Source organism: Rhodoferax sp. GW822-FHT04A08, assembly GCF_058801025.1.
In genome coordinates, this window is sequence record NZ_JBXAMW010000001.1 from 475,921 (window position 1) to 489,972 (window position 14,052).

The 14,052-nt window shown below is 59.9% G+C and carries 13 protein-coding genes; 5 read left to right on the forward strand and 8 right to left on the reverse strand.

Annotation, left to right across the window (positions count from 1 at the left end):
- Positions 1–46 precede the first annotated feature (46 nt).
- The 6 genes from AC1RMF_RS02215 to AC1RMF_RS02240 all read right to left on the reverse strand — a co-directional run bounded on the left by AC1RMF_RS02215 (position 47) and on the right by AC1RMF_RS02240 (position 6,224).
- A complete protein-coding gene (locus AC1RMF_RS02215; RefSeq protein WP_342617794.1) occupies positions 47–1,669 on the reverse strand; it encodes an ABC transporter substrate-binding protein in 1,623 nt (540 codons plus the stop codon).
- A gap of 63 nt (positions 1,670–1,732) precedes the next feature.
- Positions 1,733–2,716, reverse strand: coding sequence for a peptide ABC transporter ATP-binding protein (locus tag AC1RMF_RS02220; RefSeq protein WP_493139193.1), 984 nt, complete (start codon positions 2,714–2,716; stop codon positions 1,733–1,735).
- Positions 2,713–3,708: an ABC transporter ATP-binding protein gene (locus AC1RMF_RS02225; RefSeq protein WP_342617792.1), complete on the reverse strand. Its 996-nt coding sequence runs from the start codon at positions 3,706–3,708 to the stop codon at positions 2,713–2,715. Before AC1RMF_RS02225 ends, AC1RMF_RS02220 begins: the two co-directional genes overlap by 4 nt.
- A gap of 44 nt (positions 3,709–3,752) precedes the next feature.
- The gene (locus AC1RMF_RS02230) at positions 3,753–4,646 is read right to left on the reverse strand and encodes an ABC transporter permease subunit (RefSeq protein ID WP_446737937.1); all 894 of its coding nucleotides are present in this window, start codon (positions 4,644–4,646) and stop codon (positions 3,753–3,755) included.
- Positions 4,647–4,651: 5 nt separating this feature from the next.
- Positions 4,652–5,662, reverse strand: coding sequence for an ABC transporter permease subunit (locus AC1RMF_RS02235; protein ID WP_493139196.1), 1,011 nt, complete (start codon positions 5,660–5,662; stop codon positions 4,652–4,654).
- A 106-nt stretch (positions 5,663–5,768) separates the two neighbouring features.
- On the reverse strand, positions 5,769–6,224 hold the full coding sequence (locus AC1RMF_RS02240) for an SWIB/MDM2 domain-containing protein (protein WP_342617789.1): 456 nt from the start codon (positions 6,222–6,224) through the stop codon (positions 5,769–5,771).
- Between the two features lie 176 nt (positions 6,225–6,400).
- Between AC1RMF_RS02240 and rraA the strand changes: the two genes are divergently transcribed.
- The gene (rraA, locus tag AC1RMF_RS02245) at positions 6,401–6,919 is read left to right on the forward strand and encodes a ribonuclease E activity regulator RraA (protein WP_342617788.1); all 519 of its coding nucleotides are present in this window, start codon (positions 6,401–6,403) and stop codon (positions 6,917–6,919) included.
- A gap of 7 nt (positions 6,920–6,926) precedes the next feature.
- Here the strand turns inward: rraA and AC1RMF_RS02250 are convergent, their stop codons facing one another.
- Positions 6,927–7,877 carry a DMT family transporter gene (locus tag AC1RMF_RS02250; RefSeq protein WP_493139199.1) on the reverse strand — a complete coding sequence of 317 codons (951 nt, stop codon included), beginning with the start codon at positions 7,875–7,877 and terminating at the stop codon, positions 6,927–6,929.
- 125 nt (positions 7,878–8,002) lie between these two features.
- Between AC1RMF_RS02250 and speB the strand changes: the two genes are divergently transcribed.
- Positions 8,003–8,926 carry an agmatinase gene (gene speB / locus AC1RMF_RS02255; RefSeq protein WP_493139919.1) on the forward strand — a complete coding sequence of 308 codons (924 nt, stop codon included), beginning with the start codon at positions 8,003–8,005 and terminating at the stop codon, positions 8,924–8,926.
- A 40-nt stretch (positions 8,927–8,966) separates the two neighbouring features.
- On the forward strand, positions 8,967–10,268 hold the full coding sequence (locus AC1RMF_RS02260; protein ID WP_493139201.1) for an NAD(P)/FAD-dependent oxidoreductase: 1,302 nt from the start codon (positions 8,967–8,969) through the stop codon (positions 10,266–10,268).
- A gap of 15 nt (positions 10,269–10,283) precedes the next feature.
- On the opposite strand, the gene pdxR is transcribed toward AC1RMF_RS02260, so the two are convergent.
- Positions 10,284–11,756, reverse strand: a complete 1,473-nt coding sequence (pdxR, locus tag AC1RMF_RS02265) for a MocR-like pyridoxine biosynthesis transcription factor PdxR (RefSeq protein ID WP_493139202.1) — start codon at positions 11,754–11,756, stop codon at positions 10,284–10,286.
- A gap of 112 nt (positions 11,757–11,868) precedes the next feature.
- On the opposite strand from pdxR, the gene AC1RMF_RS02270 reads away from it, so the two are divergent.
- The gene (locus AC1RMF_RS02270; RefSeq protein ID WP_493139204.1) at positions 11,869–12,642 is read left to right on the forward strand and encodes a gamma-glutamyl-gamma-aminobutyrate hydrolase family protein; all 774 of its coding nucleotides are present in this window, start codon (positions 11,869–11,871) and stop codon (positions 12,640–12,642) included.
- A gap of 39 nt (positions 12,643–12,681) precedes the next feature.
- Positions 12,682–14,049, forward strand: a complete 1,368-nt coding sequence (locus tag AC1RMF_RS02275) for a glutamine synthetase family protein (RefSeq protein WP_342617784.1) — start codon at positions 12,682–12,684, stop codon at positions 14,047–14,049.
- Positions 14,050–14,052 lie beyond the last annotated feature (3 nt).

The following is a 14,052-nucleotide window of genomic DNA, read 5'->3' on the forward strand; positions in this document are numbered from 1 at the left end:
AAAGCCCGCTCTGTTGAAGCGGGCTTTTTCGTGGGCGAAGTAGAAGTTACTTCTTGATATCGACACCGTAGAAGGTGTGCTTGGAGAAGGGGCTCAACTTGAAGTCCACCACTTCCTTGCGCACCGGTGCAATCTGCACGGCGTGGGCGATGGTGAACCAGGGAGCTTGCTCCTTGAACACCACTTGGGCCTTTTCGTACAGCTTGGTGCGTTCGGCGGGGTTGGTCACCTGCTTGGCCTTGAGCACCAGATCGTCAAAGGGCTTGTAGCAGAACTTGGCCACATTGGAGCCATTGCTCTTGGCAGACGCGCAGCCCAGCAAGGTGTTCAGGAAGTTGTCTGGGTCTCCGTTGTCACCGGTCCAGCCCATCATGCCCATCTGGTGTTCACCGTTCTGCATGCGCTTGCGGTATTCGCCCCATTCAAAGCTCTTGATTTCGGCCTTCACGCCGATCTTGGCCAGGTCAGCCTGCATCAGCTCGGCAATGCGCTTGGCATTGGGGTTGTAGGGGCGTTGTACCGGCATGGCCCACAGGTCGGTGGTGAAGCCATCAGGGTAGCCTGCAGCAGCCAGCAACTTCTTGGCTTCAGCCGGGTTGTAGGCGTCGTCCTTGATCGCCTTGTTGTACGACCATTGGGTAGGAGGAATCGGGTTGGTTGCGGCCACACCGGTGCTCAGATACACGGCCGACACGATGGCCTTCTTGTCCATGGCCATGTTGAGTGCCTTGCGCACGCGCACGTCGTCAAAAGGCTTCTTGGTGGTGTTGTAGGCCAGGTAGCCGATGTTCAGGCCGGGTTGCTCCAGCACGGTGACATTGCTGTCTTTGCGCATGGCATCCAGGTCGGCGGGGTTGGGGTAGGGCAGCACATGGCATTCACCCTTTTGCAGCTTGGCCCAGCGCACCGAGGCGTCTGGTGTGATGGCGAAAATCAGGTCGTCAATCTTGGCCTTGCCGGCCCAGTACTGGGGGAACGCCTTGAAGCGGATGATGGCGTCCTTTTGGTATTGCACCAGCTGGAAGGGGCCGGTACCCAGTGGGTCCTGGTCGATCTTCTCGGGAGTGCCAGCCTTCAGCATGGCAATGGCATATTCCTTGGACTGCACGCCGGCGAACTGCATGGCAAGATTGGCCAGGAAGGGCGCCTCAGGAGCGTTGAGCGTGACCTTGATGGTGTATTCGTCAATCTTGTCCACCGACTTCAGCAGCGATGGCATACCCATGTCGCCAAAGTAGGAGTGGTTGGAACTGGTGACCTTGAAGTAAGGATCGTTCTCTTTCCACTGACGCTCAAACATGAACAATGCGTCGTCGGCATTGAAGTCGCGCGTTGGAGTGAAGTTCTTGTTGCTCTGCCACTTCACGCCCTTGCGCAGATTGAAGATGTATTCGGTGCCGTCTTTGGAGATAGACCATTTCTCAGCCAGTCCGGGAATCACCTTGGTGCCGCCGCGCTCGAAGTTGACCAGGTTGTCGTAGATCTGTTCGGTTACGTCAAACGAAGTGCCGGTGGTGTTGATACTGGGAGAGAAGTTTTCCGGACTGCCCTCAGAGCAGTAGACCAGGGTCTTTGCAGACGCGGCACCTACGGCCAGCAGTGCGGGCAAGGCGATGGCAGCCAGCATCGCAGTCTTGTGCATTTTGAAATGCGCCAGGGTACGTTTCATGGATTTCCTCCGAGAAAAAAATTGCATGTTACGTTACCCGTACGATGTTTTGTCAATCGCAGATCAGTTTGTCATCAATTTCTCAGCTTCAAAGCAGGCAACTTTGCGTCCGCTCAACTCCTGCAGCAATGGTCGCTCTGCATGGCACTGCTGCGTAGCGTGCGGGCAACGCGTCGAGAACACGCAACCCTTCGGTGGATTGAGTGGGGATGGCAACTCACCCGTCAACACAATGCGCTTGCGGGACTGGCCACTGCCGGCCAGACCGGGTGTGGAAGCCAGCAGTGCCAGGGTGTAGGGATGCAGCGGCTTGCTGAAGATGGCTTCTTTCTCGCCCTGTTCGACGACGCTGCCCAGGTACATCACCAGCACATCGTGGGCAATGTGGCGCACCACGCCCAGATCGTGCGAGATGAATAGATAAGCCAGTCCCAGTTCCTGCTGCAAGTCTGCCAGCAGATTCAATACCTGGGCCTGAATGGAGACGTCCAGTGCCGACACCGGCTCATCGGCCACCACCACCAGAGGGTTGAGCATCAATGCCCGCGCAATGGCAATGCGCTGGCGTTGCCCGCCGGAGAACATGTGCGGGTAGCGGTCGTAGTGTTCCGGACGCAGCCCCACCTTGGCCAGCATGGCATGGGCCTTCTGCGAGCGCATCTCCGCGGTGAGCTCGGTGTTGATCTCCAAGGGCGCTTCGAGAATCTGGCCTATGCGCTTACGTGGATTGAGCGAACCGTACGGGTTCTGGAAAACCAGTTGCACTTTCTGGCGCAGCGTCTTCTTGTCTTGCGCGGTGGCTTTGACAACATCCACGCCGCCTAGCTGAAGAGAGCCTTCCGATGGAGCTTCGATGAGTGAAACCATGCGGGCCAGCGTGGACTTGCCACAGCCCGATTCGCCCACCACAGCCAGCGTCTTACCCGCTCGCAGCGTGAAGGAAACTCCACTGACCGCTTGCAGTTGTGCAGGCGCGCGCAACGGTCCTCTGCTGATGGGGTACACCTGTTTGAGTTGGTCGGCAACGACCACTGCGTTGTCGCTCATACCGTGCCCTCCGCGATCAGCCCCTTTGCTGCTGCACTGCCCAGGGGAAAGTGGCAGCGTACTGCGCCTTGTGGAGTTTGCCGCAGGGCGGGCCGCTGCTCACATTCGGCACGGTGGTAGTTGCAGCGGGGCCCGAACAGGCAACCGGCTGGGCGGTCGTACAGACCAGGCACCATGCCGGGGATGGTAGTCAAACGGCTGCTGCCGTGGCTGCGCTCGGGCATGGAAGCCATCAGGGCTTCGGTATAGGGATGCATGGGTGTGGCAAACAGGTCTTGGGCGCTGCGCTGTTCCATCAATTGCCCGGCGTACATCACGGCTACCCGTTGCGCCATCTCACTGACCACGCCCATGTTGTGCGTGATCAGCACCAGGGCCATGCCGCGTTCCTTTTGCAGATTGCGCAGCAGGTCCAGGATTTGGGCCTGGATGGTGACGTCCAGCGCTGTGGTGGGCTCATCGGCAATCAGCAACTTGGGATTGCAGGCGATCGCCATGGCAATCATGACCCGTTGGCTCATGCCACCTGAGAATTGGTGGGGGTACAGATTGAGACGGCTCTCGGGCGCGGGAATACCAACCTGCTCCAGCAGTTCGATGGAACGAGTGCGTGCCTGCGCGCGTGTCATGCCCATGTGCAGTTTGAGTGTCTCTGCCAATTGGAATCCCACGGTAAAGCACGGGTTGAGGCTGGTGGTGGGGTCCTGGAAGATCATGGCCAGGTCCTTGCCCGTCATGCGCCGGCGCTCGCGGTCCGTGAGGGTCAACAGATCATGTCCATCAAAGCGCATGGCGTCGGCCTTGACGCGGCCCGGATAGCCCACCAGGCCCATCAGGGCCATCATGGTGACGCTTTTGCCCGAGCCGGACTCTCCGACAATGCCCAGGACCTCGCCGGGCTCGATACGGAAGCTCACGCCATCCACTGCGTGCATCACGCCGTTGTGTGACGGAAACTCCACCGTCAGGTTTTCAATTTCAAGCAGTGCCATGTTGTGGTTCTGTGTGGGTTGCAGCTTTGGATTTCACGAATGCATCAACGTTTGAGTTTGGGGTCCAGCGCATCACGCAAACCATCGCCCAGCAGGTTGAATGCCAGCACGGTGATCAGGATGGCCAGGCCGGGGAAGGTCACGACCCACCAAGCCCGCAGCACAAACTCGCGCGCGTCAGCCAGCATGGTGCCCCACTCCGGCGATGGCGGCTGCGCTCCCAGGCCCAGAAAGCCCAGCGCCGCGGCATCCAGAATGGCCGCAGAGATGCCCAGTGAAGCCTGCACGATCAGGGGTGCTGTGCAATTGGGCAGGATCTCGCTGAACATCAGACGCCAATGGCTTGCGCCGCTCATGCGGGCTGCGGTCACGTAGTCGCGCGAAGCCTCGGCAATCACCGCCGCACGCGTGATGCGCACATAGTGCGGCAGCACCACGATGGCCACTGCCAGCATCGCGTTGATCAGACCAGGTCCAAGAATGGCCACGATCACGATGGCCAGCAGCAGACTCGGCAGCGTCAGGATGATGTCCATCAAGCGCATGACGGCCACTTCGAAAACGCCGCGGATGTAACCTGCCAGCAGGCCCAGCACCGTGCCGGTAACGATGGAAATCACCACGACAGCCACACCGATCAGTAGCGACAGCCGTGCACCAAAAATCAGCCGCGAAAGAATGTCACGTCCAATCGCGTCGGTGCCCAGCAGGTGGGCAGAACTGCCACCCGTGCTCCAGGCCGGAGGAACCAGAAAGACCGAGTTGTCAGTCGTGTCAGGCGCGTAGGGCGCGATCTGGTTGGCCAGTGCGGCCATCAGAACCACCAGGCAGACAATCACCAAGCCGCCAACCGCACCCTTGTTGGCGGTGAATGAACGCCAGAAGTCACGCAGTGGACTGACGTGCTGCACGATGGCATCGGATTTTGTGGAGGTCATGCTGCTCATGATTGATGCCGGATACGTGGATTGATGATGCCGTAGGTCACGTCCACCAGCAGGTTGACGCCCATCACCACCATGCCCAGCAGCAGCATGCCGCCTTGCAACACGGGGTAGTCGCGGCGGCTGATGGCTTCGATCAGCCACTTGCCCACGCCAGGCCAGGAGAAGATGGTCTCGGTCAGGATGGCGCCGGTGAACAGAACGCCTACCTGCAAGCCGATCACCGTGATCACGGGAATCAGCGCATTGCGCAGGGCATGAACTGCCACTACGCGCAGGTTGGACAGGCCCTTGGCCCGTGCCGTGCGGATGTAGTCCTCGCCCAGCACTTCCAGCATGGCTGAGCGGGTCATGCGCGCGATCACGGCCAGCGGATTGGTACCCAGCACGATGGTGGGCAGGATCAGATGCGACACGGCAGATGCAAAGGCGCCGGTCTGGTCTGACAGCAGCGAGTCGATCAGTAGAAAGCCCGTCACAGGCTCAAAGTAGTATTCCACCGCAATCCGGCCCGATACCGGCGTGAGATCGAGCTGCACCGAAAACAGCAAAATGAGCAGCAATCCCCACCAGAAAATCGGCATGGAATAGCCCGCCAGCGAGACGCCCATCACACCCTGGTCCAGAAAGGAATTGCGTTTGACTGCGGCCAGAATCCCCGCAGGGATGCCGATGATGAGGGCAAACAGGATGGCACACAGCGCCAGTTCGATGGTTGCCGGAAACAGCGCAGCAAACTCACTGAGTACCGGCGCCTGGGTGATGATGGATTTGCCCAGATCGCCATGCAGCACCTTGCCGATATAGATGCCGTACTGGACTATCACAGGCTGGTCCAGACCGTACTCGGTCAGCAGCCGTGCGTGGCGTGCTGCGTCAATGCCGCGCTCGCCCGCAAGAGTTTCAATCGGGTCGCCCGGCACCAGGCGGATCAGAAAAAATGCCAGCAGCGTCATGCCGAAAAAAGTCGGAATGATCAGGCTCAGACGGGTTAGTGCAAAGCGCAACATGAATGGACTCTTCTAGTTGAAACAGGCGGCGAGCATACACAAATGGTCACAAACGAAAAAAGGCCGGCGTATGCCGACCTTTCCAATTTGGCGCAAGGCCTTCGCTTTACTTGAGGTGCTTGCCGATCAGACCAGCCAACTCAAACATCGTGACCTGGGCCTTGCCGAAAATGTCTTTCAGCTTGCTATCAGCGTTGATGTTGCGCTTGTTGACCTTGTCTTGCAAGCCATTCTTCTTGATGTAGGCCCACAGCTTGCTCACCACTTCTGTGCGGGGCAGTGCTGCAGAACCGACCACAGCGGCCAGAGCGGCGCTGGGAGTCATGGCCTTCATGAAGGCAGCGTTGACGGTGCGCTTCTTGGCGGGGGCCTTCTTTGCAGCGACTTTCTTCGCAGGAGCTGCTGCCTTCTTGGCGGGTGCAGCTTTCTTTGCAGGAGCAGCCTTCTTGGCTGGTGCAGCGGCCTTGGCTGCTACTTTCTTGGCTGGCGCCGCCTTTTTAGCGGGTGCAGCCTTCTTTGCGGGAGCGGCTTTTTTTGCAGCCGGTTTTTTTGCAGTTGCCATGATTGATTGTCCTTCTAGAAGTTGATTAATCACCAGTGAAAAACTGCTTCTTCACCGGTAGCCGCATGCTACTGGAGAAAAAGGCTGTTTCCAAGCGGAGAAATGCTTTTTTCACTCGAGGATGTTGTTTTTTTCATTGGAGAATGGAACTTTTAGGCAAAAAGGAGTGTCGCGGCATGAGTCAATCGTTTGCAACCTGTGATTTTTGTGATGTCCACAAGAGTGATTCCTCGGGCGCATTTCGCGTTCTTCCCCCTGTTTTTCGCGACTTTGGGCAGGTCACGCAGTTCTGCGGCCCTGTGGAAACAGTGAAATGCCACGAAGACAACACCCTCGTCAAGGCGGCAGTGGACGCGCAGGGCTGGATTGATACGGCACAGGGACGCATAGGCAAGGTGCTGGTTGTCGATGGCGGGGCCTCCTTGCGGCGAGCACTGCTGGGCGGCAATCTGGGTGCCGCGGCGGCGCGCAATGGTTGGGCCGGGGTGGTGATTGACGGCTGTGTGCGCGATAGCGCCGAGCTGGCGACCCAGGCTGTAGGCATACGGGCTTTGGCGCCTATTCCATTGCCAACCGAGAAGCGCAACGAAGGCCAAAGCAATGTACCCGTGCAGATTCAGGGCGTGTGGGTGAGGCCCGGCGACTGGTTGTATGCCGACGCTGACGGCATCGTGGTCAGCGACAAGGCCTTGTAGGCCCGGCTCAAAGGTGCGGTTCCACGGCCTCGGCCTGCCGTCCAGGCAGTGTGGCCAGCAGTACGCCCAGGAGTGCGATGGCAAAGGCCAGCACCTGCATGCCGCCCAAGGATTCGCCCAAAACTAGCACGCCCACCAGAGCTGCGGTGACAGGTAGCAGCACGGTGAACACGCCTGCGTGGGACGCGGGTACGTGCCTGGAGCCGGTCATCCACAGCCACACGGTCCATACGCTGGCGGCCAGCGCGTAGAAGACCAGCAGCAGCCAGGATGCGGGCTGCACCGCGGCAAAGTCAAATCGCAGCGCGGTGTAGATACCTAGCGGAGAAACCAGCAAAAAGCCGCAGAGGTTGATGATGGCGCTGATGCGCTTGGGGGACACCGACCCGGTGAGCTTCTTGCCGATCACGGCGTAAAAGGCTTCGCACAGTACCGCACCCAGCACCAGGGCATTGCCCAGCCATACGCGGGCGGAGTCGGACGGGCTGGTGCTGGGGCCCGGTGTGTGGCCGTGCTGGCTCCAGGCCAGCAAGCCAATCCCCAGTGCGCCACAAGCGATGGCGGCCCAGATGCGCAAGGCTATTTTTTCCTTCAGAAAGAGCCAGCTCATCAGCGCAACGACTGCGGGGATGGTTGCCATGATGACCCCTGCCGACACGGCGCTGGTCATGCTGACACCAAACAGCATGCAGATGGAAAACAGAAAGTTGCCGAAGAACGACTCCAGAAACAACAGTTGTTTGGTGCCGCGGGACAACGGCTTCTCGTCGGCTGGTTTGCGCAGCCAGCCGGCCATGGCGATGCCACCGATGCCAAAGCGCAGCCAGGCCAGCAGGAAAACAGGCAGGGCGGCGACCAAGGGCTTGGACAGCGCCACATAGCTGCCAGCCAACGCCATGCTCAGGGCCAGGTAGCCATAGGCGGCCAGACGTTGTGCGGGAGGTGACAGATGGGGCATGGCGGCCAAGCGTACCTCAAGCGGGTGCGCTCAGTGGTTTGTCAGCCCGCGCCGGAATTGGCCCCAGCCATGGCGGCGCCATGCGTTACCTTACCGGCCTGGTTCAATACATCACGGGGATATCCATGGCTATCGGAGAGTTTGCCTACGCCAATAACAGCAACCGTTTTCTTGCTGCGCCACCGTTGCAGCAACAGACCTATGCTGTCTGCGGTATTCCATTTGACGGAGCTGTCACCAACCGGCCGGGTGCGCGCTTCGGCCCTCAGGAAATCCGACGGGCATCCCTGATGCTGTGTGACGGCATCCATCCGCTGTTTGACGTAAGTCCCTTGGGGCATATTGGGGACGCAGGTGACATGCGTCTGCCCAATGCTTCGCCGCTGACGGAGGTGCGTAGTGCCATCGAGCAGCAGGCTGCCGTGCTGATGGGGGCACACCATTGCGCGTTTATCGGAGGTGACCATTCCGTCACCCTGCCGCTGTTGCGTGCCCTCAGGAAGCAGCACGGCCCCGTGGCGCTGATCCACTTTGACGCGCATTGCGACACCTGGGTGAACCATTTCGGCGAACCGTCCGGACATGGCACCTGGACCTACGAGGCCATCCAGGAAGGTCTGGTGGAGCGCAGCAAAGCGGTGCAGATCGGCATCCGCTCCAGCGGCGAACGTGCGGCACGTGAATACGTCAAGGACCAAGGCGGCATGATCTACAACGCGCGCGATCTGCGTGGCAAGGACGGTGCGCAGCTTGACACCCTCATCGAGGCCATCAAGGCGCGCATCGGAAACACGCCGTGCTACCTCACGCTGGATATCGACTGCCTAGACCCTGCTTTCGCGCCCGGCACCGGCACCCCCGAACCAGGCGGCATGACCAGTTCGCAGGTGATGACGTTTCTGGAAGAGCTGGCGCCGCTGAACTTTGTTGGTATGGACTGCGTGGAAGTGGCACCCGCCTACGACCATGCCGAGCTCACCAGCAACGCGGCAGCGCAGTTCATCTGGACCTATCTGTGCGGCCAGATAGCCAAGACTTCCCGGGCTTGAGCCCCTACCCAATTGTTCTCTTCACGCAAAGACACACACCATGCTGCTGGATTCCGACACCCAACTCAACCAGAAAAGCTACTACGAAGCCAGCGTGCAGCGAGAGCCGCTCGCGGAGCCGCTGAGTGGTGACTTGCAGGCTGACGTGCTGGTGGTAGGCGCTGGCTTTGCCGGACTGTCCGCAGCAATCGAACTGGCCGAGCGCGGCTACCAAGTCGTGGTGCTCGAAGCGGACCGCATCTGTAGCGGCGCGTCCGGGCGCAACGGTGGCCAAGCCATCGTGGGCTATGCCAGCGGCCAGGACCCTTTTGAAGCGCAACTCGGCAAGGCGGATGCACGGCGCATCTGGGACATGTCGGTGCAGGCACTGGACCTGATGGATGCACGTATTGCCAAGTTCCAGATCGAATGTGACCGGGTGTCGGGCTACCTCTATGTGGCCGACTCTCCACGCAAGGCGCGCGCGCTGGAAGAGGACATGCAGGCCATGGAGCGGGACTACGCGTTCAAGACGGACTTCGTCCGTGGAGCGGATGTGCAGCGCTACATCCAGAGCCCGCGCTACCATGCGGCTGCCTTCGAGCGTCAGTCCGGCCACCTGCATCCGCTGAAGTACGGACTGGGGTTGGCACGCGCGGCACGCAGCCTGGGTGTGCGCATTTTCGAGCGCTCTGCGGTAGTCGATATTCAACGTGGCGCCAAACTCAAGGCCAAGACCACCCGGGGCACGGTGACGGCTTCGTTTGGCGTGCTGGCAGGCAATTGCACGCTGGGCGAATACGGCCCCCGAGTGGCGCCCGAAATCACACCGCGCATCATGCCGGTCGGGACCTACATCATTGGTACGGCGCCGCTACCCGCAGGGCAATGTGAGCAACTGATTCCGGACAACGCAGCGGTCTGCGACAACAATTTCGTGCTGGACTACTTCCGCTTCAGTGCCGACCGGCGCATGCTGTTTGGCGGTCGCGTGAGCTACTCGGCCCGCACTCCCGCAAACCTGTCACATGTCATCGCCAAGCGCATGGGGCAGGTCTTTCCCCAGTTGCGCAATGTGCCGGTGGAATACGTCTGGGGCGGCTTTGTGGACATCAGCATGAACCGTGCGCCGGACTTCGGTCGCCTGGGGGACAACCTGTACTACCTGCAAGGCTTCAGCGGCCATGGCGTCACGCTCACGGGTCTGGCCGGCAAGCTGGTGGCCGACGCCGTGGCTGGGCAGGCTGAGCAATTTGATTTGTTTGCGCGGGTGCGGCACCAGAAATTTCCCGGTGGACCGCTGCTGCGCAAGCCCAGCTTGGTCCTGGGCATGGCGTATCACCAGATCAAGGATCTTTTCTAGAGCTGATCTTGCGCGTCAGGCAGTACGCTTCAGTTCTGCCTGGATTGCCTTGGCCAAAACCGGGCCGTATCGGTGAATGCTCGCCAGTGGCGCGTAGCCGTAGCCGATGACCAGACCTTTGGCGTCGGTGCGTTGCAGGCAATAGGCGCTCAGTGCCCGCACAGTCAGGCCCAGGCTGCCGATGCGCAGGGCCAGGGCCTTGTCGTCGACGCTATCAGGCAGACGCAGGCACAAATGCAGGCCCTGTTCGGCCCCAGTGATGCGGGCCCGTTCACCCAGGCAGGGCTGCAGCGCCTCCAGCAGACATTGGCGGCGCTCGGCATAACTGTGGCGGGCGCGGCGCAAGGCGCTGGCAAAGTGGCCCAGTTCGATGAACTCGGCTAGGGCCGCCTGCAGCGGCATTTGCCCGGGGCGATTCAGGTCGTAGTGCGCCTGCTTGAAGGCACCGACGAGCCGCTGCGGAACCACCAGATAGCCCAGCTTCAATCCCGGATAAAGCACCTTGGAAAACGAGCCCATGTAGAACACACGTTGGTCCTGGTCCAGCCCGGCTAGAGACGACAACGGCGGACCGCTGAAGCGGAACTCGCTGTCGTAGTCGTCCTCCAGAATCCAGGCGTTGTGTGCGGCGGCAATGGACAACAACTGCTGGCGGCGCGGCAGGCTCATCACAGCGCCAGTCGGATACTGGTGCGATGGGGTTGTATAGATCAGGCGGGGCGGGTGTTTTTCATCAGCAGGAGTGGGAGCCATGCCGTGCACATCCACTTTCACGGGATGGAGTTTGAGCCCCGTGGCCATGAAGGCCTTGATGGCACCCCAATAGGCGGGATCTTCCAGCCACACGGTGTCACCATGATCGCCCAGCAACTGCGCGCACAGCTCCAGGGACTGCTGGGTTCCGCTGGTGATGATGACTTGGTCCACATCCAGCGGCACGCTGCGAAACACGCGCAGGTAGTCCGCCACCGCGCGACGCAGTGGCGCGTGTCCACCGGTGTAGCTGTAGTCCAGCATTTCCGGGTAGGTCATACGCCAGTGCTTGTTCTGCAGGCGCTGCCAGAGTGCTACTGGAAACGCGCTGAAATCCGCAACTCCCGGCGTAAAGGGCTGAACCTCCAGCTGTGTGGCGCAGAAGGTGGTGGAAAGAGCCATTCCCCGCTTGGATAGTTGGGCTTGCCGTGTAGAGGTGCGGGCGTGGTTGGTGCGGCCCTGCGCCTTGGGAACGTTGTCGTTGATGAAGGTGCCGCTGCCGACGCGGCTGACCAGATAGCCTTCCACGCCGAGCTGGTTGAGTGCGGCCACCACCGTGTTGCGCGAGAGTTTCAGGTCTTGCGTGAGTTCACGGCTGGAGGGCAGGCGGTCACCCGCGGACAGCTTGCCGTCCAGGATGGCGCGGCGCATGGCCTCATACAACTGGCGATGCAGCGGCATGTTGTCCTGTTGGCTCAAACGCCCCATTTCGGTGAGTAGAAGTTCTGACAGCATGCTGCGTCTCAAGAGTGGAGTGGGTTTCAAATGGCACCATGGAGCCACTTTAAATGGCTCCGGATTGAGTCCAATTCTGCAACACAATTGCCACAAGAAAACGGAGACAACCATGAAAAAGCCATTACCACTGGTTTGGCTACCTGCTGATCATCGCCTGCTTGGCAATGACCAGCGCACCATGCCATTTCTGGTTCTGGGCGACAAGTACGCCAGGGCCGTCAAGTGCAATGCGGATGCACAGCCCGTATTGTTTCCGCTGGCCGATGCGGATCAGATCGATGCCCTGCTGGCATTGGTGGATGGCGTCATGCTGACCGGCTCCCCATCCAACGTACATCCGCAGCATTTTGGCAAGACGCTGTCCGACCCCAGCCTCATGCTGGACGAGCAACGCGACAGCTTGACCCTGGCATTGGTCAGGGCTTGTGTTGCGCAAGCGGTTCCGCTATTGGGCATTTGCCGGGGCTTTCAGGAAATCAATGTGGCGCTGGGCGGCACGCTGCACCAGAAGGTCCATGAATTGCCAAGCCATATGGACCACCGCGAGTCACCTGACGACAGCTACGAGTTGCAATACGCGCCCAGCCACCAAGTGCATTTCGAAGCGGGCTCCGCCTTTGCACAATGGGCGGGTTCTGACGTGGCTCAGGTGAATTCGGTACACGGGCAAGGCGTTGACCGTTTGGCACAAGGATTGCGTGCATTGGGTCGCGCGCCCGACGGTTTGGTGGAAGCATTTGAAGTGCAGGGCGCACCCGCCTTTGCCTATGCGGTGCAATGGCATCCGGAGTGGAAGACTTCAGACAATCCTTTTTACGCAGCAATATTCAAGGCCTTTGGCGAAGCGTGCCGTGCGCGGCAGGTGCAACGCCTGGGAGCCTGACAACGGTTCAGTACGCTGCCCTGCAGCAAGGAGTGAGTGATGAGTGATAACAAGACGATGAATTTCAATGATCTGGAACAGTGGCTCAATGAGCGCCGGGTGACGGAGGTCGAATGTCTGGTCCCCGACTTGACCGGTGTGGCGCGCGGGAAGATCCTGCCTCGCGCCAAGTTCACTGAAGACCGCGGCATGCGTCTGCCGCAAGCCATTGTGGCCATGGGCGTTACCGGAGAATTCCCCGAAAGCGGACCATACTACGACGTCATCGACCCCACCGACAAGGACATGCAACTGCGTCCGGATCCGTCCACAGTGCGCATCGTGCCCTGGGCCGTCGACCCCACGGCGCAAGTGATTCACGATTGCTTTGACCATGCCGGCAATCTGGTGCCCTTTGCTCCGCGCAGCGTGCTGCGTCGGGTGTGCGATCTGTTTGCCGCTGAAGGTCTGCAACCCATCGTGGCGCCCGAGCTGGAGTTCTATCTGACTGCGCGCAATACGGATCCCAACACGTTGTTGAAGCCGCCCATTGGTCGTAGCGGCCGTGCGGAAACATCACGTCAGGCATACAGCATTGACGCGGTGAACGAGTTCGATCCGCTGTTTGAAGAAATCTACGATTACAGCGACAAGATGGAACTCAACGTGGATACGTTGATTCACGAAGTCGGTGCAGGACAGATGGAAATCAACTTCTTCCATGCACAACCATTGGGCCTGGCTGATGAGGTCTTCCTGTTCAAGCGCACGGTGCGTGAGGCTGCGCTGCGTCACGACATGTATGCCACTTTCATGGCCAAACCCATTGAAGGCGAGCCGGGCAGCGCGATGCACGTGCACCAGAGCCTGGTGGACGTTGCCAGCGGCAAGAATGTATTTAGCAACTCCGACGGCACACCGTCGGAAACCTTCATGCATTACATCGGTGGCTTGCAGCGTTACATTCCCGCAGCCATGGTGCTGGTCGCACCCTATGTGAACAGCTATCGCCGCCTTTCACGCAACACGGCCGCACCGATCAACATCGAGTGGGGTTACGACAACCGCACCGTGGGCATCCGCTCACCCATCTCTTCGCCTGCAGCGCGGCGTGTGGAGAACCGTGTGATCGGCGCCGATGCCAATCCGTATGTGGCCATGGCCATGACGCTGGCCTGCGGCTACCTGGGTATCAAGAACAAGATCAAGCCCAAGGCCGAGATGCGTGGAGATGCCTATTTGTCGGCGTACTCGTTGCCACGCAGCCTGGGTGAAGCACTGGACTGGCTACGTAAGGAAACCGACCTGCATGAAGTGCTGGGCAAGGAGTTCGTGACGGTCTACACCGAAATCAAGGAACTTGAATTCGATGAATTCATGAAGGTGATTTCTCCGTGGGAGCGTGAACACCTGTTGTTGCACGTCTAATCC

Coding starts and splice junctions, on each gene's coding strand:
- AC1RMF_RS02215 (WP_342617794.1), bottom strand. CDS start 1,669: ATGAAACGTACCCTGGCGCATTTCAAAATGCACAAGACTGCGATGCTG.
- AC1RMF_RS02220 (WP_493139193.1), bottom strand. CDS start 2,716: ATGAGCGACAACGCAGTGGTCGTTGCCGACCAACTCAAACAGGTGTAC.
- AC1RMF_RS02225 (WP_342617792.1), bottom strand. CDS start 3,708: ATGGCACTGCTTGAAATTGAAAACCTGACGGTGGAGTTTCCGTCACAC.
- AC1RMF_RS02230 (WP_446737937.1), bottom strand. CDS start 4,646: ATGACCTCCACAAAATCCGATGCCATCGTGCAGCACGTCAGTCCACTG.
- AC1RMF_RS02235 (WP_493139196.1), bottom strand. CDS start 5,662: ATGTTGCGCTTTGCACTAACCCGTCTGAGCCTGATCATTCCGACTTTT.
- AC1RMF_RS02240 (WP_342617789.1), bottom strand. CDS start 6,224: ATGGCAACTGCAAAAAAACCGGCTGCAAAAAAAGCCGCTCCCGCAAAG.
- rraA (WP_342617788.1), top strand. CDS start 6,401: ATGAGTCAATCGTTTGCAACCTGTGATTTTTGTGATGTCCACAAGAGT.
- AC1RMF_RS02250 (WP_493139199.1), bottom strand. CDS start 7,877: ATGCCCCATCTGTCACCTCCCGCACAACGTCTGGCCGCCTATGGCTAC.
- speB (WP_493139919.1), top strand. CDS start 8,003: ATGGCTATCGGAGAGTTTGCCTACGCCAATAACAGCAACCGTTTTCTT.
- AC1RMF_RS02260 (WP_493139201.1), top strand. CDS start 8,967: ATGCTGCTGGATTCCGACACCCAACTCAACCAGAAAAGCTACTACGAA.
- pdxR (WP_493139202.1), bottom strand. CDS start 11,756: ATGCTGTCAGAACTTCTACTCACCGAAATGGGGCGTTTGAGCCAACAG.
- AC1RMF_RS02270 (WP_493139204.1), top strand. CDS start 11,869: ATGAAAAAGCCATTACCACTGGTTTGGCTACCTGCTGATCATCGCCTG.
- AC1RMF_RS02275 (WP_342617784.1), top strand. CDS start 12,682: ATGAGTGATAACAAGACGATGAATTTCAATGATCTGGAACAGTGGCTC.